This is a genomic window from Methylobacterium sp. 001424705 (genome assembly GCF_059816145.1).
In genome coordinates, this window is sequence record NZ_JCBANU010000025.1 from 1 (window position 1) to 21,758 (window position 21,758).

Below are 21,758 nucleotides of genomic sequence, written 5' to 3' on the forward strand. Positions count from 1 at the left end.
GCCTTCGCGACATCCCGCGCCTCCAAAATGGCGCCCCCAGAACTAAACCTACCAGACAGCCAGCTTTGCCGGCCTAGTAAAAAAAGCGGTGGCCCGCTTCAGGATATCCCGTTCCCGGCGCAGCACCTCGTTCTCACGCCGCAGGCGCTTAAGCTCGGCGGCCATGTCCTCCTGCCGGTCGGCCGGTGGGTGGTCCATCACCCCGCTCACGCCGGCCGTCGATCCAGTTGCGCAGCCTCGAGAGCCCCGCACCGAGATCGGCGGCGATCTCCCGGCGGGACCGCCCACTCGTCTGGGCCAACCGCACCTCCTCGGCGCGAAGCTCGGGGCTAAAGGTCTGCTTCCGCTTGCCATCGGAACCCTCCTCCTTCGGGAACAGAGCTCTCCACTTTTGCGGTGCAAGTCCAAAATGGGATCGCGACGATCTCGTTGGCCTTCTCGTCCGCCGCCTCCTGGCCGAGCACCAGGCGCTGGCGCGTGGCCTAGGCCGAGACGACGTGAAGGGAATGGCCCCTCTTGGCACGGGCGCGGCGCGCACTCTTGCCGTCGATGGTCACGATGTCCGGCTCGCTCTCCCGCAGGGCCTCGATCCAGCTGGTGAAGTACGCCGAGAACAGGCCAGGATCGAGAGCATTCAGCACGTCGTTCAGGGTGTCGTGTGGCGGGATGCCCTGGGCAAATGGCAGCATAGTGCGCACGAAATTCAGCTTCTCCCGACCCCAGCGCCGGACCTCGACGAAATCCTCAGCCGCCGCTAGGGTCGCACACAGGACCAGAAGCATGATCTCAGGCAGCGGATAGACCACCTTCCAGCTCTGGCGCGGATCTTCCAACGCCGAAAAAAGGTCCAACAACGCCCGGCCTGACATCCAACGCCTCACCCCAGAGAGGCGCCTTAGGAATCACGTAAACCGCAATATCGGAATCCAAACCCTTCAAGCGATTGTCCTGGGCCATGAGCCCCTGAATCGACCAGTCCAACACCAGCCGAGCCCACGCCGCCCTCAGACGAAAGATATCCTGGCAAAGGCTGAACAACCTCTTCAAAAACGACAGCTAACCGCATTGCTCACCCGGTGGGCTGCGGAAGGCGGGCGCCACGCTGGCCGCCGAGAACGGCTCCACGACTAATCCGATGATGGCGGTCTTCGGTTGGCGCACCACCGACATGTCCAAGCTTTACATGAAGAAAGCCCGCTAGAAACGGCTTGCCGAGGGCTGCATCGGCCACATCGAATTCGTGCGGACGCAGGTCCCAGCTTCGGGCCAGTCCGATTCTCGGTTGGACAGTCCGAACAAAAAGGAGGGTAAATTCAACAAGATTAAGCGCGAAGTGGCGACCCCGGTTGGGCTCGAACCAACGACCTGCCGCTTAGAAGGCGGCTGCTCTATCCAGCTGAGCTACGGAGTCGGGGGTGCCGTCGCCCGTAAAAGGCATGGGTCCCGCCCGGGGTCAAGCCTTTCGGCCGCGGGGGCGAGGCCCCGGCTTCCGGCGCACGGGGAGGGTCGACGTGTACCGCGCCGGGTCGGTCCTTTCGAGGCTTCGCGCGGGCGGCCGCTTGAAAAAGTCCGGCCGGTCCTGTGGGATGCCGATCCATCGTCGAGGGCGGCCCCGCCGGGAGCGGACGCGCGTCGGCGGCCGGCGCGGAGAGCATCCCGATGAGCAGCGCGAATCAACTCGAAGGACCGGCCCCTGTAAAGGGGGGCCTCGTGGCCTACCTGACCGTGGCGGGCGCGATGAAGGCGGCGGAGTTCTACGTCCGGGCCTTTGGGGCGGAGATCGCTGCCGCGTTGCCCGTCGACGACCAGGGACGGACGATGCATGTGCATCTCCACGTCAACGGGGCGTCGCTGAGGCTGAGCGACGCGTTTCCCGAGTACGGGCACGCGCTCCAGCCGCCGCAGGCCTTCTCCCTGATGCTGATGGTCGACGACATCGACGCGCGCTACGCCCATGCCGTCGCGGCCGGCGCGACCGCCGTGACGCCGCCGGCCGACATGTTCTGGGGGATCGCTACGGCCAGCTGCGCGACCCCTTCGGGGTGCTCTGGGCGATGAACCAGCCGAAGCGCTGACCCTCTCTCGCCCACCGTCCTCTGTCGCTGCTGGACCGAGCGGGACGCGATCGGGCGCTGGTTTGCCCGCAAGCCGTTTGTGGCGGCGGCGGAGACCGACCTGGAGCCGGGCGGCGCGACTCGATTCGTCATGATTCGTCATGCGGGGCCCGGACGGCGCGAGATTCCCAGCGCCGGCTTCAACCTCGAACCGATGAAGAACCCCCGGATCGTCTCCACGAACGCCTCTGTCCCAGCCCGGGACCCCTCGGCCAAACCGCTCTCCACCGGCCTCGTTACCTTCGCGCCGGAGGGCGGAGGCCACCCGCCACATCACGCGGCTGCGGCACTGGTCGGCGGAGGACTGCGCGGCCCAGGTGGCCATGGGCTTCCCAAACGAATGGGGCCGCGCTCGCCGCAAACCTCTGATGCGGCCTTCACCCAGGCCGCCCTGAGGACCAACGCGGGGGAATGCGGTCACCTCCGAGAAGAGCGTCAAGGTCAGCGCGCCAATCTGCACGAACCTCCGGTCCACGTGCAATGCAGAAGAGGCGATCCGCCACGACGTCTCGCGGGTGCCGGACTCCCGCCCCGATCACCTCCCGCGGGCCCGCGGCCTCTGGCCCGGCGACGTGATCCTGATCCGCTTCACCCTCGGCGGGCAGAGCTTCCAGGCCCTGAACGGCGACGTGGTGGCCGATGACGGCACGGCCGCCTCGATCAGGGTTGCCTTCGTGGATCGGGCGGCGTCGACAGGCGCCGGGCGGAGGGTGGTTCCCATATCCCGTAGGGCTGGCTGCGCGACCGCTGGGGTGTGCCCTGGCCGATCGTTCCGGCGATCCCGCCTTGGCCGGTCGGGTCTTCACCGCCATGCAGTCCCTGGTGAAGCGCGACGTCGCCGCCGTCCAGCACGCGGCAGAAGGAACGGATTAAAACCGGGGGCGCCGCAAAAATGACGGAATCCTCGCGGGCCGTGGAACCACTCCCCATGCTTACGCTTGTATAGCAAAGGTTACGGCATAGGTAAGGGACCCAACATGAAGACCTTGGCGACTGCCCTCGCAGGCCTACTCGGTGTCTGCGTTCTCTCCACGAGCCCTGTTGTGGCGGCTCCCTATGATCCGTTCGGCACGAATGCCGGCGAGGATTACTACGCGTCCGATCCGGCCTACGGCTACGGCCGTGCGACCGACGATCCGTACGGCTACCCGGCCACCGCCGGCCAGGGCTACCAGGCGGCGCCCCAGGCGCAGGTCGCCCCGATCCCGCGCGAGATCGTGGCCTTCGACGGCAACTACAAGCCGGGCACGATCGTGGTCTCCACGGCCGAGCGGCGCCTCTACTTCGTGATGCCGAATGGCGAAGCGATCCGCTACGGCGTCGGCGTCGGCCGTCCGGGCTTCACCTGGTCGGGCGTCAAGACGGTGACGGCGAAGAAGGAATGGCCGTCGTGGACGCCCCCGGCCGCGATGATCGCCCGTCGCCCCGACCTGCCGCGTTACATGGCAGGTGGCGTCGAGAACCCCCTGGGCGCCCGCGCCATGTATATCGGCAACACCGAATACCGCATTCACGGCTCCAACGAGCCGGATACCATCGGTCAGGCCGTGTCGTCGGGCTGCATCCGGATGACCAACGAGGACGTCACCGACCTCTACGAGCGTGTGAAGGTCGGAGCCAAGGTCGTCGTTCTGAACTGATTTTTCGCGACAGGGACGATCACGCGAAGGCCGCGCCATCCGGAAGGATGACGCGGCCTTCGGCGTTCCGGGCGTCGGATCGTCGACCGCTCACGGGACCACGCGCCCGACCGCGGTCTGCGGTGGGCTGAAGGGCGCGATCGGCATGTCGCAGAAGCAGCGCGCACCGAGGGGGCGCGGACCCGGCAGCGGGCAGGAATAGGGCTGGTAGCCGGTCAGGCCCGACTGCACCGCATCGCAGTTCAGGCCGACCTCGCGACGGGGCGGCAGGCGGCGCTCGTCATAGGCGCGGCGCGGCGGCGGCCTGTCGTAGCCGTCGTCATCATATTGCGCGCTGGCGCCCTGTGCCGCGAAAAGCCCGGCGAGGACCGTGAGGATCAGACTGCCTCGGGAGATACGTCGCATGGTCATACGCCCTCGTTGACAGCGCCGGCCCGGAACACTCGGGCAAGCGCGGCGACAGGGTTAGGAGACCCGCCCGTGGCGGGCAAGTCGTGTTCGCGACGGTTCGCATCGCAGCCGGTGCCGCTCTGCTCGCCCGGGCTCGAACGCGAACAGCCCGCTTGGCCGAAGGGCGAAGCGGGCTGCGAGGCGGAAGCCGCGAGGGCTTCGCGGAGCGAGATTTAGGAGTTGGTGGCGTTCCGCATGGCCTGCTCGGCATCGCTGCCGGCCTTGCGAGCGGCTTCGGAACCCTGCTCCATCGCCCTGCGGGCGTGCTCGGCGCCCTCCTGCATGGCGCCCTTGGCCTTCTCGGCGCTCTGCTGCATCGCCGACTGGGCGAGGCCGCCGAATTCCTTGGCCTGGGCCTGGATGGCGGCGAACTGGCTGCGAACGAACTCGGCCTGATGCTGCATCGCTTCCTGCAGGTCGCGGGAACGGACGAGCTTCTGGGCGAGGTCGAACGCCGCCGTCACGTTCTGCTCGGCGAATTCGAAGCCGCGGGCGGACACGTCCTGGGCGTTGGTGCGCGCCATCTCGGCGGAGCCCTGCACGGTGTCGGCGGTGCGGCGGGCGGCGCTGATGAAGGTGTCGAACGCCTTGCGGGCCTGATCGACGCTCTTCTCGGCGAAATCGCGCATCTCGGCGGGAACCTCGTAATTCGGGGTGCTGTTCATTATCCTCTCCTCGATCTCGTTGTTGATGGCGCGTTGTGCACTGCACAATAGCACAGCGCCGGCCCTATGCCACCCTGCTCGGGCGCATTAAGGTTGACAACAGGTAAACGTGCGGCGGCCCCTCTCGTGGCTTATGGAGAGGCGGTGACGCGGTAAAAGGACGTCACGTTCCAAGATTCGTCACGCGAAACAGGTGCGGATGTTCGAGAGTGGAGCCTCAGGGCCTGGCAGAAATGACGACGGGGCGATTCAGGCGGCTCTGCGTCGATGCGCGGATGATTCGCGTCTCGGCCCCAGCCTGAGCGATTCGAAGACGGCGGTTCTGATCCTTGATGCGGACGGGACGCGCATCCTGCACGCGTCGCCGCGGGCCGCCAATCTCCGGGACGGCATCAGCGGAGCGGACGGCCGCGTCGACGCGGGGCTCAGGCTCGGCGAGCAGATCGCGCAGGCTCGCCTGCGAAAGGACCAGCCGGTGCTCATGCGCCTGCATCTCGATGCCCGGCGCCTGGCACCGCCGGTCCTGGTCAGCGTGATGCGCATTGCCCTCACCGAGTCGCGCGACGCGGTCGTGCTCCTCGCGAACTCGCCGCTCCCGATGCGTCTGCAGGGTCTCCGCGGGCGCCGCGCACCCGGTGTGCCGGCCGTCGACACGGCTGCGATTGCCGAGCCGGACGCGGCGGAGCACGCGGGCGCGCCGGTCGCGAGCGAACCCGTCGTGGAGACGGGGGAGCCGATCGTCGCCCGGCAGCGCTTCACCTGGGAAAGCGACGCGGCGGGGACGATCCTCCAGGTTTCGTCGACGGCCGGACCGGGCTTGCGCCGGCGCCTTGAGGGGCGGAGCTGGCAGGCGCTGGCGGATGCGGACATCCTGCGCGATGCCGGCGGCCTTCTCGCCGCCCTCGATCTTGGGCGGACCTTCCGGGCGATCCCGCTGACGTTGATCGCGGCGGATGGCGCCCTCTGCGATCTCGAAATGTCCGGCGCTCCGAAGAGCCGGGCCGGATCGGGATGTCGAGGCTTCGGGCAGATCCGCTCGATCACGGGTTTCGTCGCGGCGCTGCCGGCACCGACGGTCGCGGCGGCGCCCGCCCAGGCGACGACCGCGGACGCGGTCGTGCCCGACGCGCCCGCGGCCTCGCATACCGAGGCCGATGTGCCGGTCGAGCCGGCGGTCGATTCCGGCGATCCGCATCTCTCGAGCCACGAGCACGCGGCGTTCCGCGAGATCGCACGGGCCCTCGGTGCCCGGTTCGCGGGCGACGAGCGTTCGGACAGGGAGGCCGAGCCCAGCCTTCCCTGCGCGGTGATGCCGTTTCCGGTTCCGTTCGCGCGGTCGGCCGAAGACCTGTCGCCCGACGCCTCCATGGTGGCGACCCTGGAGCGCATCCCCTCCGGCGTCTTGGTCTATCGCGACGACACCGTGCTGTTTGCCAACCAGACCCTCCTCCGCCTCGTCGGGTACGCGACGCGAGAGGATCTGACGGCGGCCGGTGGGATCGGACACCTGTTCGGTGGCCTCGATCCCCAGGCCCGACCGGCGGGTGAGGCACCCTTGGTGCTGACGACCCGGGACGGCGGACGGGTCAGCGTCCTGATCGAGCATTCCGCCCTCGATTGGGCCGGCCGACCGGCCCACCTCCTGCTCGCCCGCGATGCCGAGCCGAGCGAGGAAGCCCGCGCCGCGACGGCGACCGCGATCGCCCAGGATTTCGCCGCCCGCCATAGCGTGGATGCCCGCGCGGTCCTCGATGCGCTGGAGGACGGCATCGTGCTGCTCGACCACCAGGCCCGCATCCTCTCCCTGAACCGCCGGACCGCCGAGACCTTCGGGCTCGATCCGCGCGAGGTGGTGGGCGCGAGCTTCCTTGGCCTGTTCGCCTCGGAGCATGCCGTCGATCTGCTGGCACGCCTGCATGCCGAGCCGGGCTCAATGGTGCGGGACGAGGTGCCGGTGGCGGTGCGCGGCACGGGACGGCGCCTTCGGGTGAAGGTGCTGCCGCTCTCGGGGGACGCGGAGGAACGTGTCTGCGCCGTGATCCGCGATGAGGCCGCAGCCGCCGACCGGAGCGGGGCCGACCTGCGGAGTTCGATCGCGGCACGGGAGGCGATCCCGCAGCAGGCCGAGCTCCTGGCTCAGGTCGCTCAGACCCTTCAGGCGCCGGTCAAGCAGATGCTCGATTCGCTCGGGGGCCTCGTCGACGAGACCGTCGGTCCCGCGGGGTCGGAGCGTTACCGCGTATCCCTCCGGGAGGTGCACGCCTCGGGCGCGCGCCTGCTGGATCTCCTCACGGATCTACTGGACCTGGCGCGGATCGAGGCCAGGAAGATCGACCGCGTCGTCGCGGACATCGCGCTGAACGATGTGGTGACGCACTGCGTCACCCTCCTCCACCCGGAGGCCGTCCGCCGGCGCATCGTCCTGCGCACCAGCTTCTCCACCGACCTGCCGGTTCTCTCGGCCGACGAGCGTTTCGTGCGCCAGGCGACCATGAACGTCATCGCGAACGCCATCGCGCTGACCGAGGCCGGCGGACAGGTCATCGTGTCGACGTCGCTCGCGGATCGCGGGGAGATTGCCCTGCGCATCCGCGATACCGGGGTCGGGATGACGGCGGCCGAGATGGAGGGCGCCCTGCATCCCTTCCGGTCGGGCTCCCGGGTCGAACCATCCCGCGGTACCGGACTCGGGCTGCCGCTGACCAAGGCCCTGACCGAGGCCAATCACGGTCGCTTCCGCATCTCCAGCCGGAAGGACGAGGGAACCCTGGTGGAGATGCTCTTCCCTGTGCCGGGGGCGACGAAGCGGGCCTGACACCGGGCCGGGGTCGCTGCAACCGGCCCACGCAGCGCGCGTTGGATTCACAGCGGAGGGGAGCCCTCCCCTGCCATGGAGACGAAGATGCGTGCGTTGACGTTGATCGCCGGTCTGGCGATCGGTCTGCCGGGGGTGGCCCTGGCCCAACAGAGTGGCACCGAGCCGAATCTGGGATCGGCCGGCCAGTTCCGGAATATCACTTCGACCGGCGTGACCAAGCCTCCAGGCCGGGCGGCCGCCCCCGAAGAGGATCGCGTGTCGGACACCACCCGCAAGCAGCGCGCCATCGACAAGAAGGTCGAGACCGGCATCTGCATTGGGTGCAACTGACGAGTGTTCAGACAAAAGACCGGTCCTGTCCCGCACCGCGCCATATGGGTGCTTGCGGGGAATATCTCGTTGAGCCTATGACGGTATTTGGAAGACCCGGCTGCGTGAACAGTCGCGATACGATCGGGCACCGATAGGGACAACGCGATGGACGAGAAGGTGGTCGAAGTGCGTTCGACGTGGAGCGAGGGCGCCCACGTCGACAACGCGAAGTACCTGGCCATGTACGAGGCCTCTGTCGCCGATCCAGAGCGGTTCTGGAGCGAGCACGGCAAGCGCATCGACTGGATGACACCCTTCACGAAAGTGAAGAACACGAGTTTCGAGCCCGGTCACATCTCGATCAAGTGGTTCGAGGACGGGCGGACGAACGTCGCTTACAATTGCATCGACCGCCACCTCGCGTCGCGGGGCGATCAGGTCGCGATCATCTGGGAAGGCGACGACCCGAGCGAGTCTAAGCACATCACCTATCGCCAGCTTCATTCTGAAGTCGGCAAGATGGCCAACGTCCTGCGCAATCGTGGCGTGTCCAAGGGCGACCGGGTCACGATTTACCTGCCGATGATCCCCGAGGCCGCCTACGCGATGCTCGCCTGCGCCCGCCTCGGCGCCATCCACTCCATCGTGTTCGGCGGCTTCTCGCCGGATTCGCTGGCCGGGCGTATCGAGGGCTGCGCCTCGAAGATGGTCATCACGGCGGACGAGGGCCTGCGCGGCGGCCGCAAGGTGCCGCTCAAGGCCAATGTGGATGCCGCCATCGCGCGCCTGCCCCAGGACAGCGTCGACCACGTGGTCGTGGTGCGCCGCACCGGGTCGTCGATCGCCATGGAGCCCGGCCGCGACGTCTATTACGACGAGGCCGCCGCCCAGGTCACCGACGAATGCCCGGCCGAGCCGGTGGAGGCCGAGCACCCGCTCTTCATCCTCTACACTTCGGGGTCGACCGGTCAGCCGAAGGGCGTCGTCCACACCACTGGCGGCTACCTCGTCTACGCCTCGATGACGCACCAGTACGTCTTCGATTACCGCGAGGGCGAGGTCTATTGGTGCACGGCCGATGTCGGCTGGGTCACGGGTCACTCCTACATCGTCTACGGGCCCCTCGCGAACGGCGCCACGACCCTGATGTTCGAGGGGATCCCGACCTATCCGTCGAACTCCCGCTTCTGGGAGGTGGTCGACAAGCATAAGGTCAATATCTTCTACACCGCCCCGACGGCGATCCGCTCGCTCATGGGCGGTGGCGAAGGCCCGGTGAAGAAGACCTCCCGCGCGTCCCTGCGCGTCCTCGGCTCGGTCGGCGAACCGATCAATCCGGAGGCCTGGGACTGGTACTACAAGGTCGTGGGCGATTCCCGCTGCCCCATCGTCGACACCTGGTGGCAGACCGAGACCGGCGGCATCCTGATCACGCCCCTGCCGGGCGCGACCAAGCTGAAGCCGGGCTCGGCGACGCGGCCGTTCTTCGGTGTCCAGCCCATCGTGGTCGATGCCGAGGGCAAGACGCTGGACGGGCCATGCGAGGGCAACCTCTGCATCAAGGATTCCTGGCCCGGCCAGATGCGTACGGTCTACGGTGACCACGAGCGGTTCGAGCAGACTTACTTCTCGACCTATCCGGGCAACTACTTCACCGGCGACGGATGCCGCCGCGACGCTGAGGGCTATTACTGGATTACCGGCCGCGTCGACGACGTCATCAACGTCTCGGGCCACCGGATGGGCACGGCGGAGGTGGAATCCTCCCTCGTCGCGCACCCGAAGGTCTCAGAGGCCGCGGTCGTCGGGTATCCCCACAATCTCAAGGGCCAGGGCATCTACGCCTACGTCACCCTGATGGAGGGCGAGGAGGGCTCGGAGGAACTGCGCAAGGAACTCGTGACCTGGGTCCGCAAGGAGATCGGTCCGATCGCCTCGCCGGATCTGATCCAGTTCGCGCCGGGCCTGCCGAAAACCCGCTCGGGCAAGATCATGCGCCGCATCTTGCGCAAGATCGCCGAGGACGAGTTCTCCTCGCTGGGTGACACCTCGACGCTCGCCGAGCCGGCGGTGGTCGACGACCTCATCGAGAATCGTCAGAACCGGACGCACTGAGCGCCCCGTTCCCTTCGATCGCGCGGATACGGCAACCCCGTGTCCGCGCAATTTGCTGCGCCGACAATTCACACGCCTTCAATCCGGAAGCCGCCCTGACAAGAGGCGGATCCCTGGGAGAAAACCGTCATGGCCGATCTGGAGACTGCGCGGATCGCGCAGAGCCCGCACTTCAAGGAACTGGTCCACGAGCGGACACGCTTCGGCTGGACCCTCACCATCATCATGCTGCTGATCTATTTCGGCTTCATCGGCTTGATCGCCTTCGACAAGGCGCTGCTCGCCGTCAAGATCGGCGGCGGCACCGCCTCCCTGGGCCTCGTCCTCGGCGTCGCCGTGATCGTGCTCGCCTTCATCCTCACCGGCATCTACGTCCAGCGCGCCAACGGCCGCTTCGACCAGCTGACCGCCGCCCTCAAGCGGGATCTCGGCCGATGATCCGTGCGAAGCATCCCCTCGTCCTCGGCTCCGCTCTGGCGGCCCTGGCCGTGACGGCGGCCTACGCCGCGGGCCCCGATCTCGGCGCGGTCAAGCAGTCGGCGACGAACTGGCCGGCCATCGGCATGTTCGCGTTCTTCGTGCTGTTCACCCTCGGCATCACCTACAAGGCCGCCAAAGGCACCAAGTCGGCGGCCGATTTCTATGCCGCCGGCGGCGGCATCTCGGCCGGCACCAACTCCCTGGCCATCGCGGGCGACTACATGTCCGCCGCCTCGTTCCTGGGCATCTCGGGCCTGGTCTACACCTCGGGCTTCGACGGCCTGATCTACTCAACCGGCTTCCTCGTCGGCTGGCCGATTGTGCTGTTCCTGATCGCGGAGCGCCTGCGCAACCTCGGCAAGTTCACCTTCGCGGACGTCGCCTCCTTCCGCCTCGACCAGACCTCGATCCGCATCATCTCGGCCACCGGCACGCTGGTGGTGGTGGCGTTCTACCTGATCGCCCAGATGGTCGGCGCGGGGAAGCTGATCCAGCTCCTGTTCGGCCTGCCCTACCTCTACGCGGTCATCATCGTCGGCGTGCTGATGATCGTCTACGTGGCCTTCGGCGGCATGAAGGCGACCACCTGGGTGCAGGTGATCAAGGCCTGCCTGCTCCTCGGCGGGGCGACCTTCATGGCCGGCGCCGTGCTGTACAAGTACGGCTTCAACCCCGAGACCCTGTTCGCCGCTGCCGTCGCCACCCACCCCAAGGGTGACGCGATTATGGCGCCGGGCGGCCTCGTCAACAATCCGATCGAGGCGATCTCGCTGGGTGTCGGCCTGATGTTCGGCACGGCCGGCCTGCCGCACATCCTGATGCGCTTCTTCACGGTGTCGGACGCCCAGGCGGCCCGCAAGTCGGTGTTCTATGCCACCGGCCTGATCGGCTACTTCTACATCCTCACCTTCATCATCGGTTTCGGCGGTATCGCCCTGCTGATGTCCGACCCGGCCTACTTCTCCCTCGACGCGGCCGGCGCCTTCGACAAGCTCAAGGGCATGATCGGCGGCACCAACATGGTGGCGGTGAACCTCGCCAACGCAGTGGGCGGCCCGTACTTCCTGGGCTTCATCTCGGCCGTGGCCTTCGCGACCATCCTGGCGGTGGTGGCGGGCCTGACGCTCGCCGGCGCCTCGGCGGTCAGCCACGACCTTTACGCTCAGGTGATCGCCCGCGGGCGCACCAACGAGGCGGCGGAGGTCCGGCTCTCCAAGATCGCCGCCGTCGTCATCGGCATCGTGGCGATCTATCTCGGCTACGTCTTCGAGAACCAGAACGTCGCCTTCATGGTCGGCCTCGCCTTCTCGGTGGCGGCCAGCTGCAACTTCCCGGTCCTGACCATGTCGATCCTGTGGAAGGGCACCACCACCTGGGGTGCCCTTATCGGCGGCCTCGTCGGCCTCGTCGCGGCGGTCGGGATGGTGGTGCTGTCGAAGGCAGTCTGGGTGACGACCTTCGGCAATCCCGTGGCGATCTTCCCCTACGACAACCCGGCCCTGTTCTCGATGCCGCTGGCCTTCCTGACGATCTTCCTCGTCTCGAAGCTCGACAACACCCGGCGGGCGAAAGCCGAGCGCGCACTGTTCGACGCGCAGTTCGTTCGCTCCGAGACGGGAATCGGTGCCGACGGCGCCCACGCGCACTAGCCGCCGCTGACGCAAACGAAGGCCACTCGAAGAGGGGCGCGACGCGAGTCGCGCCCCTCTTCGTTTCCTGGCCTGACTTTAATCCCGGCCAAAGACAAAAAAACTTCGCGGACGGCTAAAAAAATATCTGGATTCGATCTCTCGCGGTCGTCGGGGGACTTGGGCGAAAACGTGGCATGGCCTAGCATCGAGCCGCGGGTCCTCAGACTTAGGCTCAGGCGAGCCGCGGGCTGAACAGTCCGGGCAGCTTTTGCCGCAATGCTGCGGTCGCCGCAGGGTCCAACACGTCACGGGCGGACTACGCCTGGGCAAAACAAGACTTGGAGAAACGTCCCATGGTTGCGTCCAGCGCAATTCCCGTCAGCGATTCGGCCACGCGGCCGATGAGCGCCGGCGAGAAGAAAGTCATCCTCGCCTCTTCCCTCGGTACCGTCTTCGAGTGGTACGATTTCTACCTTTATGGATCGCTCGCGACGATCATCGGAGCGCAGTTCTTCTCGGCCTACCCGGAAGCGACGCGGAACATTTTTGCGCTGCTGGCCTTCGCGGCGGGCTTCCTGGTCCGGCCCTTCGGCGCCCTGGTGTTCGGCCGGCTCGGCGATATGGTCGGGCGCAAGCACACCTTCCTCATCACCATCCTCATCATGGGCATCTCGACCTTCTGCGTCGGCCTGCTGCCCTCCTACGACACCCTGAACGGCTACGGCATCGGCTGGGTCGCCCCGGTGACGCTGCTGGCGCTACGCATGCTGCAGGGCCTGGCTCTGGGCGGCGAGTACGGTGGCGCCGCCGTCTACGTGGCCGAGCACGCGCCCCGCGGCCGCCGCGGCTTCTACACCGCCTTCATCCAGACGACGGCGACGCTGGGCCTGCTGCTCTCGCTGGTCATCATCCTGTCGACGCAGGGCTACGTGAACGGCGCCTACGCGCCCACCGTCACCACGGCCGCCGACGGCACCCAGACCACCATCACGGCCTTCCAGGCCTGGGGCTGGCGCATCCCGTTCCTCGTCTCCTGCGTGCTGCTCGGCATCTCCGTCTGGATTCGCCTGCAGATGAACGAGAGCCCGGCCTTCAAGAAGATGAAGGAAGAGGGCACCCACTCGAAGGCGCCGCTCTCGGAGGCCTTCGGCCAGTGGCGCAACGCCAAGTGGGCGCTGCTCGCGCTCCTCGGCCTCACCGCGGGTCAGGCCGTGGTCTGGTACGCCGGTCAGTTCTACGCCCTGTTCTTCCTCCAGAGCATTCTCAAGGTCGACCAGTTCACCGCCAACGTGCTGATCGCCTGGTCGCTGCTTCTCGCCACCGGCGGCTTCCTGTTCTTCGGCGCGCTTTCCGACAAGATCGGGCGCAAGCCGGTGATCCTCGGCGGCTGCCTGATCGCGGCGCTGACCTACTTCCCGCTGTTCGAGCAGCTCACCGCCAACGCCAACCCGGCGCTTTACCAGGCGCAGTCCACGGTGCCGGTGGTGGTCAAGACCAACCCGGACGAGTGCTCGTTCCAGTTCAATCCGGTGGGCACGGCCAAGTTCACCAAGGAGTGCGACGTCGCGAAGGCGCTGCTCGCCCGTTCGGCCGTGAACTACACCACCGAGCCGGTCGCCGCGGGCGCGCCGACCATCGTGACCATCGCGGGCAAGGACTTCCCCGTCGCCGACCCGGCCTTCGCCAAGTCGGTTCCGGCCGCCCTGACCGCCGCCGGCTACCCGGCGCCCGCCGGCAACGCCACCATCGTGAAGGTCGCCAACCCGATCGACATCTTCACGGGCCAGAAGCTCATCGTCATCGGCATCCTGACGATCCTCGTCCTCTACGTGACGATGGTCTACGGCCCGATCGCGGCGGCCCTGGTGGAGCTGTTCCCGACCCGCATCCGCTACACCTCGATGTCGCTGCCCTATCACATCGGCAATGGCTGGTTCGGTGGCCTGCTGCCGGCCACCTCCTTCGCCATCGTCGCCCAGACCGGCAACATCTATAACGGCCTGTGGTACCCGATCGCGATCGCGGCGATGACCTTCGTCATCGGCCTCCTCTTCATCCCGGAGACCAAGGACCGCGACATCTTCACCTACGACGAGAACCCGGTCCGCTGAGGCCGGCTCTCCCCCGAGGGGCCCCGCCGCGAGGCGGGGCCCTTTTCGTTTCAGGTGGCTTGAGGCTCGGGCGTCGTCAGGAAGTCGGTGACCAGCAGGGCGTGGTCGGCGATGCTCTGGCGGGCATACGCCATGGCGAAGTCGGCGACCGCCTCGTCGAAGGCGGACCCCTTGCCGAGATAGCCGGCGATCATCGCGGCATCGCCCGAGCGGGCATGGGCGCGGGCGAGGGTCGTGCCGCAGAGCCGGGCGTAGGGCTTGGCGCCGCTCTCGGCGAGGATCTCCGCCACCGCCGACAGCTTCCGGTTCTTCAGCTGGCGCACGTAGTAGCAGCGGCCGCTCGCGTCGGAGACCGTCGTGCCGAGGAAGAGATCGCTCGCCGCCTGCATGATCCGCTGGCCGTCGATGACCCGCTGGCCCTCCGAGGCGACGCTGAAGGGCTTTAGCGCGAGCTGGCCGATCACGGACGGGCGGGCTTCCTTGATCTGCAGGAACAGCGGGGCGCCGTCCGCGTCGCTGTAGATCCCGACGGCGCAGACCAGCCCCACCGAGCCGATGCCGACGACCTTGAAGGCCACGTCGCGCTGCGCGTAGCGCGAGAGGAGGGTCCAGCGGTCGGCGGTGAGGCTGTGCGGGTAGGCGAGCAGGGCCGCCGCCGCGTCGCGCACCGCCTCGGTGAGGCCGCGGGGCCCCTCGTGGAAGATGATCGGCGCCTTGTCGGCGATGCGCCACTCCACCGGGTCGGTCTCGTGCGGGGCCACCGCGAGGGTGGGCACGTCGCCGCGGCTGAGGCCATCGGTATTCTCGGTCCCGGCCTCGGACAGGAGGCGCCGGCAGAGGTCGCCGTCGCCGAGGCGCCCGACCTCGTGGTCGAGGTCGATCCGGCTGTGCCAGATCGCCAGGGGCGAGAGAGCCGCGAGCTCGCGCATATGTTCGCGATAGGCCCGGACGCCGGCCCGTGCCGCCCGCCGCGCCTTGTCCGCGCCGTGCGGCAGGGCGGCCAGGGCGATGCTGGCGGCGAGGCGCTTCACGTCGACGGTGAAGTCGACGTTCCACAGGGTCTCGTCGAAATCGTTGATGTCGAACAGCGTCTGCCCCTCGGGGCTGCGGTAGACGCCGAAATTGCCGATGTGGCAGTCGCCGCAGGCCTGAACCGGGATGCCCGGCACCGGTACGCCCTCGAGGTCCGCCGCCATCACGGCGGCGGCCCCGCGCAGGAAGGCGAACGGGTCGGCCCGCATCCGCTCGCGGCGCAGGGGTACGAGCTCGGCGAGCCGGCCGGTTTCCCCGGCCTCGAGGATCGCGAGGGGATCGCGCTGCGGTGCGGGCCGCCAGTCGGCGTGCGACTCCCGCGAAACCTGCTCGCGCAGGCGCTTACCCGCCGCGCGGCGCTCGTCGCGGCGGCTGGATTGGTGGGTATGAGTCATGGGATCGGGCCTCGTGGACTCGAAGAAGCGTAGCCGTTCCCAGCCGCCCGGGCGAGGCGTCAGTGCCGGAAATGGCGGTGGCCGGTGAACACCATGGCGAGACCCGCCGCGTCGGCGGCCTTGATCACGTCGGCGTCGCGCATCGAGCCGCCCGGCTGGATCACCGCCGTGGCGCCGGCTTCCGCCGCCGCGATCAGCCCATCGGCGAAGGGGAAGAAGGCGTCGGACGCGACCACCGAGCCCTTGGCCAGGCTCTCGATCGCGCCGAGGCGCTTGGCGCCCTCGGCGGCCTTCCAGGCGGCGATGCGCGCGGAATCCACCCGCGACATCTGTCCGGCTCCGATGCCGACCGTCGCGCCGTCGCGCGCATACACGATGGCGTTCGACTTGACGTGCTTCGCGACCCGGTAGGCGAAGCGCAGGTCGGCGTATTCGCGCTCCGACGGCGCGCGCTGCGTGACGACTGTCAGCGGCATGTCGTCGACCACCGCGGCGTCGCGGGCCTGGACCAGGAGGCCGCCCGCGAGGGTCTTCATGGTCTCGCCGGCCCCGCGCGGGTCGGGCAGGCCGTCGGCCAGGAGGAGGCGCAGGTTCTTCTTGCCCGCGACGATCGCGATCGCCTCCGCGGTGGCGTCCGGTGCGATGATCACTTCGGTGAAGATCTCGACGATCCGGCGCGCGGCCTCGGCATCCAGGGGGCGGTTCAGGGCGACGATGCCGCCGAAGGCGGATGTCGGATCGCAACTGAGGGCACGCTCGTAGGCTTCGACGAGGCTCGCGCCCTCGGCCACGCCGCAGGGATTGGCATGCTTGATGATCGCCACCGCCGCCGAGCGCGCCGGGTCGAATTCGGCCACGCATTCGTAGGCCGCGTCGGTGTCGTTGAGGTTGTTGTAGGACAGGTCCTTCCCCTGGAGCTGGCGCGCCGTGGCGACGCCCGGGCGCGGCAGGCCGGGAGACCGGTAGAAGGCCGCGCTCTGGTGGGGATTCTCACCGTAGCGCAGGGGCTGGGCGAGGCTGCCGCCGAAAGCCCGATAGGTGGGCGTCGCCGCGCTTTCGATCTGGCCGGCGAGCCAGTTGGCAATGGCCGCATCGTAGGTCGCCGTGCGGGCGTAGGCCTTCTGGGCGAGGCGGCGGCGGGTCTGCGCGTGCAGGCTGCCGGCATTCGCCTCCAGCTCGGCGAGGAGATCGGCGTAGTCCGCGACGTCCACCACGACCGCGACGTCGGCGTGGTTCTTCGAGGCGGCGCGGATCATTGCCGGGCCGCCGATGTCGATGTTCTCCACGCAGTCGTCGTAGGCGGCGCCCTTCGCCACGGTCGCCTCGAACGGGTAGAGGTTGACCACCAGGAGATCGATGGCGCGGATCCCGTGCGCCGCCAGGGCGGCCTGATGCTCGGGGTTGTCACGCACCGCCAGCAGGCCCCCGTGGACGCCGGGATGCAGGGTCTTCACCCGCCCGTCCATCATCTCGGGAAAGCCGGTCAGGTCGGCGACCTCGGTGACCGGGAGTCCGGCCTCGCGCAGAGCCTTGTGCGTCCCGCCCGTGGACACGAGCGCGATGCCGAGGCGGTCGAGGGCGGTGGCGAACGCGACGAGGCCGTCCTTGTCCGAGACGGAGAGGAGTGCGCGGGTGACCCGCACCTGGTCATGCGACATGGCGTTGCGTCCGGAGGCAAGCGACGAGAAACTGAGCGGCGCCTACCATGAAATTGTGCGCTGCGGCCAGTCGTCCCCTCAGCCCTGGCGCGCCGGAACCCGGGCGAAGCCCCAACGGATGCGGGTGTCGTCCGCGACCGGCAGGTAGAGCACGATCTGGTCGGTGCGCCGGGCGCCGGTGATCCCCGCGAAGTAGACGCTCTCCTCCAGGGCCACGGGCACGCCCTCGGCACCGAAATGCCAGATCTCGCCGATCGGCGAGGTCAGTTCGAGGCGGCCGTCGTCGAGACCGCGCGCGGCGATCGCCGGATGGAGGTGGAAGCGCACCGCCACCTCCTGCGGCCGATGCCGGGCCTTGCCCCGCTTGCCGGCCGGCGGGCGCAGGAAGGCGTCCTCGCCTTCAAGGACGTTGCCGTTGCTCGCCAGGCGCCAGCGTCGTTCGTGGACGATGCCGAGATCGCCCGCATAGCCGTCGTGGCGCGCCGCCAGGATGGTGGCGCCCTCCTCCGTCGTCCGCTCGGACTTCACGTCGCGCGGGCCGCGCAGGATCACGGGGCCGATCCGGTGCGAGAGCCAGGTCACGGCCCAGCGCTCGTACCAGGCCCCGCCCCCCACGAGGAAGCGGCAGGACGAGGTGTCGCCGACCGTCGCGGTGGAATGGGCGGCGGTGCTGCGGGCGAGACGGCGCAGCTCGGGACCGCTCGCGGGCAGGCCGCAATTGACGACGATGCGCTGGGGGCCGCTCGACATCTCGAAGGACAGGCACCCTGCCCCGGCGTTGATGGAATCGGGCAGCGGCGGCGGCGCGCCGACATCGGCGACGACGAGGACCCGCCCGCCCTCCAGGCGCTCGTAGCCGGAATTCGGCGCGTGCATCATCGGTTGGGCCAGGGCGCCGTCGTAGACCAGCAGGGTGGCGAGGTGGTCGGCCGCCGTGGCGCCCATGCCGTTGAAGTGGCTCAGCGACGCATCGGGGTGCCGGAGCAGGCGCAGGAGCGGCAGCATGCGGTCGATGGCGTGCAGGAGCGCTTCCGGCGGGTCGATGCTGCGCGACAGGAAGCTTTGGCGCAGGGGCAGCAGGTCGAGGAGCAGTTCCATGGCGAACCGCGGATCGCGGCTGCGATGGCCGCCGTCGCGCAGGATCTGTCGCTCGAGTTCCCGCACCAGGATGCGGGTCGAGCGGCGCAGGATCGCCTGGATGCCGTCGCAGCACAGGCCCGCGTAGCAGAGCGCCACCGCCGCCAGCAGGCGGTTCTGCGGGGCGATGCTCCGGCGCAGGTCGCTCTCGAGGTCGCGGGCCGTTTTGCCGAGGGCCTTCAGGAAGGCCTGGTAGAAGGCGTGGTCGGCCCCCTCCAGGACGAGGGGCGACTGGCACAGGAACGAGATCAGCCGGCGGGCGGCGACCGGCGTCGGCCGGGCGAGGGCCGCGTCGCCCCGGCCGGCGATGAAATCGGCCACGAAGGCGCGGGCATTGGCGCGGGCCAGGGCCGTATCGGCCGCGCGCAGGTGGCGCAGCCAGCCGAAGCCGTAGAGGATGTCGGCCCATTCCGGAGAGGGCGGTGCGTAGTCGAAGGGCGAGCGACCGCTCACAGACAGGGAGCGCCCGGCGAAGACGAACAGGCCGGCATAGATGTCGTCGGCGAAGGTCGCGTCGCTGGTGCGTAGGTCGTGCGGTGCGATGACGAGCGCTGTGACCCGGGCGCGGGCCAGAATATCGGGTCGGCCGGTCACCCGGGCATAGGTGTCGCGCACCGAGCGCGCGACTTCGCGTCCGATCAGCCGATAGAAGCGCCAGCGATCAGTCCCCCAACGCACGCGCTCTCCTCTTCCGGGGGCACAGCCGCGGGCTGGCGTCGCTCCGCGTCCTGTCCATCTTGTAACTAGGCCGTGGGCCTTAACCTGCGGTTAACCTCAAGTCACCCGCCCCATCGGGGGCAGACGGCCTCATTCCGCCGGGCCAGAGGCGACCGGGCGCATCGGCCGGGCGCTGCGGGCATCCGCGGCCTTCAGCGCCTTCCAGCTGTTTGGCTGCGCCACGAAGGCCCGCAGCGCCGCGGTGTTGGCCGCCGCTTCCTCGGGTGAGAGATCCTGGCGGGAGACGGCGTCCGCCTCGGCGAACTTGCCCTGCAGCCCGAGCACCAGGGCGAGGTTCTGGCGTACCCGTGCGTCGGCGCGGGGCTGTTCGGAGGCCCGCCGCAGGGTCGCCTCGGCCTGCGGCAGCTGGCGGCCGAGGGCGTAGGAAAGTCCGAGGTTCGACAGGATGACGGGATCGTCCGGCTGGATCTTCAGCGCCGCCTCGTAGAAGCCCTGGGCCCGGGTATGGTCGTTGAGCTGGTCTGCCACCGCGCCCTGGGCGGAGAGGACGCGCCAGTCGGGACGCGCCGGCGTGTGGGCGTTCTGAAGGACGTCGGCCGCCTCCTGGAATCGACCGACCTCGGACAGGCTCTTGCCGTAGGCAGCCAGGACGGTGTTGTTCTTCGGGTTGCGCAGGGCCGCCTGCTGCAGGACCGCGACGGCCTGGGTCTTCTGGTTCGTGGCGCGCAGGGCTTGGGCGTAGCGCAGGGCCAGCGACAGGTCGTTCGAGTCGGCGGCGTACTTCTCGCCGAGGGCCTCGACCTCCCGTCGGCTGATGACGGCGGGGCTCGGGGAGCGGCCGAAACCCGGAAGGGAGATCCCCCCGATGGAGCCGGTCGTTTCCGGCGACCGGGACTGGCAACCGGCGGTGAGGGCCGCGATGAGCGCCGCCGCCAGGACGGGCATCGGGCGCACCCGGGAGAAGTTGACCAGCGGCCGGACCATGACGCGCTCCACGACGGCCCGCAGGGGCCTAGGATTTGCTCCGGCGAGCGCTTCGCGCTCCCGTTGCCCCGGTGATAGAGCGTTAACCCTAACCCGCCGTTAATCTCCCGCCCCTGCCCTCGCGAGCGCCATGACCCAGACCCTGTCCCGCCTCGTTGCCGATCCGGGCGACGCGATCCCGATCCTGAGCGTGACTCCGGAGACCTGGCCCCGGCTCGAGGCGGCGCTGCCGGCCCCGCAGGCGGCCTATGCCCGCGCGACCGAGTTCGTGCCGAAGGCCGGGCGGATCGCCCTCCTCCCGGCGGCCGACGGTCGGCTGGGGCAGATCCTGTTCGGCCTGGGCGATCGCAGCGATCCGCTGATCGCCGGCAAGCTCCCCGGCGCCCTGCCGCCCGGCACCTATCGCCTCGTTCCTGCGGACGGGTTCGATGCCGGCGCCGCTTCCCTCGCCTGGCTCCTCGGGAGCTATCGCTTCGCACGCTACCGCGAGGCCGGCTCCGAGCGCCCGGCCCTCGTCGTGCCGGACGGGGTCGACGGTGCGGCCGTCACCCGCATCGCCGAGGCCGTGGCGCGGGGCCGGGACCTCGTGAACACGCCGGCGAACGACCTGGGGCCGGCCGAGATCGAGGCCGCGGTGCGCGCGGTCGCCGAGCGCCACGGCGCCACCGTCTCGGTCGTGACCGGGGAAGACCTCGCCGTGGCGTTTCCCCTCGTCCACACGGTCGGGGCGGCCTCGCCGCGGGCCCCGCGCCTCATCGACCTCGCCTGGGGACCGACGGACGCGCCCCGCGTGACCCTGGTCGGCAAGGGCGTCGCCTTCGACACCGGCGGACTCGACATCAAACCGTCCAGCGGCATGCTGCTGATGAAGAAGGACATGGGCGGTGCCGCCGCCGCCCTGGCGGTCGCCGACATGGTCATGGGCTCGGGGCTGAACCTGCGCCTGCGCCTGATCGTGCCGGCCGTGGAGAACGCCATCTCGGGCAGCGCCTTCCGTCCGGGCGACGTGATCCGCAGCCGGGCCGGGCTCACCGTCGAGATCGGCAACACCGATGCCGAGGGGCGGCTGATGCTCGCCGACGCCCTCGCCCTGGCGGATGCCGACGCACCGGACCTGCTCTTCGACTTCGCCACCCTGACGGGGGCGGCACGGGTCGCGCTCGGACCCGACCTTCCGGCCTTCTTCACCGAGGACGAGGCCCTGGCCGCGGCGGTGTCCGAGGCCGGAATCGCCGTCGCGGATCCGGTCTGGCGCCTGCCCCTGCACAAGCCCTATGCGCGCCTGCTCGATTCGAAGGTCGCCGACCTGAACAACGTCTCCGGCGGCCCCTTCGCCGGGGCGATCACGGCGGCCCTGTTCCTGCGCCGCTTCGCCCCCGGCACCCGGGCGCACGTCCATTTCGACCTGTATGGCTGGAACCCGTCCACCAAACCCGGTCGGCCGGAGGGGGGCGAGGTGCAGACCGCCCGCCTCGTCCACGACCTCCTCGCGCGCCGCTATCCGAAAGCCTGATTGCGAGGAGGCCCGCGCGGGCGCG

At 69.0% G+C, this 21,758-nt stretch carries 15 protein-coding genes, 1 tRNA gene and 4 pseudogenes; 10 read left to right on the forward strand and 10 right to left on the reverse strand.

The genetic code is table 11. From position 1 onward, the window contains the following. Positions 1-63 precede the first annotated feature (63 nt). The 3 genes and pseudogenes from AC6EUL_RS17845 to AC6EUL_RS17855 all read right to left on the reverse strand — a co-directional run. A pseudogene (locus AC6EUL_RS17845) lies at positions 64-379 on the reverse strand (transposase); the annotation flags it as partial. A 31-nt stretch (positions 380-410) separates the two neighbouring features. Continuing rightward, positions 411-869 (reverse strand): annotated as a pseudogene (locus tag AC6EUL_RS17850) (ISAs1 family transposase); the annotation flags it as partial. A 465-nt stretch (positions 870-1,334) separates the two neighbouring features. Further along, positions 1,335-1,411: transfer RNA gene (locus tag AC6EUL_RS17855), tRNA-Arg, on the reverse strand. Positions 1,412-1,659: 248 nt separating this feature from the next. Between AC6EUL_RS17855 and AC6EUL_RS17860 the strand changes: the two are divergent. The 3 genes and pseudogenes from AC6EUL_RS17860 to AC6EUL_RS17870 all read left to right on the forward strand — a co-directional run bounded on the left by AC6EUL_RS17860 (position 1,660) and on the right by AC6EUL_RS17870 (position 3,754). Continuing rightward, positions 1,660-2,075: pseudogene (locus AC6EUL_RS17860) on the forward strand (VOC family protein). Between the two features lie 19 nt (positions 2,076-2,094). Next, positions 2,095-2,757 (forward strand): annotated as a pseudogene (locus tag AC6EUL_RS17865) (SRPBCC domain-containing protein); the annotation flags it as partial. Positions 2,758-3,091: 334 nt separating this feature from the next. Beyond that, complete coding sequence (locus tag AC6EUL_RS17870) at positions 3,092-3,754, forward strand: L,D-transpeptidase (RefSeq protein WP_056274503.1); 663 nt, start codon at positions 3,092-3,094, stop codon at positions 3,752-3,754. A gap of 90 nt (positions 3,755-3,844) precedes the next feature. Here AC6EUL_RS17870 and AC6EUL_RS17875 read toward each other — a convergent pair whose 3' ends face one another. From AC6EUL_RS17875 to AC6EUL_RS17885, 3 genes are all read right to left on the reverse strand, one after another. Continuing rightward, a complete protein-coding gene (locus tag AC6EUL_RS17875; RefSeq protein WP_056274673.1) occupies positions 3,845-4,159 on the reverse strand; it encodes a hypothetical protein in 315 nt (104 codons plus the stop codon). A 218-nt stretch (positions 4,160-4,377) separates the two neighbouring features. Further along, on the reverse strand, positions 4,378-4,869 hold the full coding sequence (locus AC6EUL_RS17880) for a phasin (protein WP_499871697.1): 492 nt from the start codon (positions 4,867-4,869) through the stop codon (positions 4,378-4,380). Between the two features lie 217 nt (positions 4,870-5,086). Then, on the reverse strand, positions 5,087-5,362 hold the full coding sequence (locus AC6EUL_RS17885) for a hypothetical protein (RefSeq protein WP_499871699.1): 276 nt from the start codon (positions 5,360-5,362) through the stop codon (positions 5,087-5,089). Between AC6EUL_RS17885 and AC6EUL_RS17890 the strand changes: the two genes are divergently transcribed. From AC6EUL_RS17890 to AC6EUL_RS17915, 6 genes are all read left to right on the forward strand, one after another. Then, complete coding sequence (locus tag AC6EUL_RS17890) at positions 5,351-7,684, forward strand: ATP-binding protein (RefSeq protein ID WP_499871702.1); 2,334 nt, start codon at positions 5,351-5,353, stop codon at positions 7,682-7,684. The genes AC6EUL_RS17885 and AC6EUL_RS17890 overlap by 12 nt on opposite strands. Positions 7,685-7,759: 75 nt before the next feature. Continuing rightward, positions 7,760-8,017, forward strand: coding sequence for a hypothetical protein (locus AC6EUL_RS17895; RefSeq protein WP_499871704.1), 258 nt, complete (start codon positions 7,760-7,762; stop codon positions 8,015-8,017). A gap of 147 nt (positions 8,018-8,164) precedes the next feature. Next, the gene (gene acs, locus AC6EUL_RS17900) at positions 8,165-10,114 is read left to right on the forward strand and encodes an acetate--CoA ligase (RefSeq protein ID WP_499871706.1); all 1,950 of its coding nucleotides are present in this window, start codon (positions 8,165-8,167) and stop codon (positions 10,112-10,114) included. 129 nt (positions 10,115-10,243) lie between these two features. Beyond that, entirely contained in the window at positions 10,244-10,552 is a 309-nt protein-coding gene (locus AC6EUL_RS17905) for a DUF485 domain-containing protein (RefSeq protein WP_056222348.1), read from the forward strand. Further along, a complete protein-coding gene (locus tag AC6EUL_RS17910; RefSeq protein ID WP_499871709.1) occupies positions 10,549-12,243 on the forward strand; it encodes a cation acetate symporter in 1,695 nt (564 codons plus the stop codon). The genes AC6EUL_RS17905 and AC6EUL_RS17910 overlap by 4 nt, the downstream gene beginning before the upstream one ends. A 335-nt stretch (positions 12,244-12,578) precedes the next feature. Continuing rightward, positions 12,579-14,336: an MFS transporter gene (locus AC6EUL_RS17915; protein ID WP_056274489.1), complete on the forward strand. Its 1,758-nt coding sequence runs from the start codon at positions 12,579-12,581 to the stop codon at positions 14,334-14,336. Positions 14,337-14,386: 50 nt separating this feature from the next. Here AC6EUL_RS17915 and AC6EUL_RS17920 read toward each other — a convergent pair whose 3' ends face one another. The 4 genes from AC6EUL_RS17920 to AC6EUL_RS17935 all read right to left on the reverse strand — a co-directional run bounded on the left by AC6EUL_RS17920 (position 14,387) and on the right by AC6EUL_RS17935 (position 20,220). Further along, positions 14,387-15,763 carry a DUF2252 domain-containing protein gene (locus tag AC6EUL_RS17920; protein ID WP_499871711.1) on the reverse strand — a complete coding sequence of 459 codons (1,377 nt, stop codon included), beginning with the start codon at positions 15,761-15,763 and terminating at the stop codon, positions 14,387-14,389. A gap of 59 nt (positions 15,764-15,822) precedes the next feature. Continuing rightward, complete coding sequence (purH, locus tag AC6EUL_RS17925) at positions 15,823-17,421, reverse strand: bifunctional phosphoribosylaminoimidazolecarboxamide formyltransferase/IMP cyclohydrolase (RefSeq protein ID WP_499871713.1); 1,599 nt, start codon at positions 17,419-17,421, stop codon at positions 15,823-15,825. A gap of 78 nt (positions 17,422-17,499) precedes the next feature. Then, a complete protein-coding gene (locus AC6EUL_RS17930) occupies positions 17,500-19,236 on the reverse strand; it encodes a heparinase II/III family protein (RefSeq protein WP_056274481.1) in 1,737 nt (578 codons plus the stop codon). Between the two features lie 129 nt (positions 19,237-19,365). Then, positions 19,366-20,220: a tetratricopeptide repeat protein gene (locus AC6EUL_RS17935; protein WP_499871716.1), complete on the reverse strand. Its 855-nt coding sequence runs from the start codon at positions 20,218-20,220 to the stop codon at positions 19,366-19,368. Between the two features lie 130 nt (positions 20,221-20,350). Here AC6EUL_RS17935 and AC6EUL_RS17940 point away from each other — a divergent pair, with 130 nt between their 5' ends. Then, the gene (locus AC6EUL_RS17940; RefSeq protein ID WP_499871718.1) at positions 20,351-21,733 is read left to right on the forward strand and encodes a leucyl aminopeptidase family protein; all 1,383 of its coding nucleotides are present in this window, start codon (positions 20,351-20,353) and stop codon (positions 21,731-21,733) included. Positions 21,734-21,758: the final 25 nt, after the last annotated feature.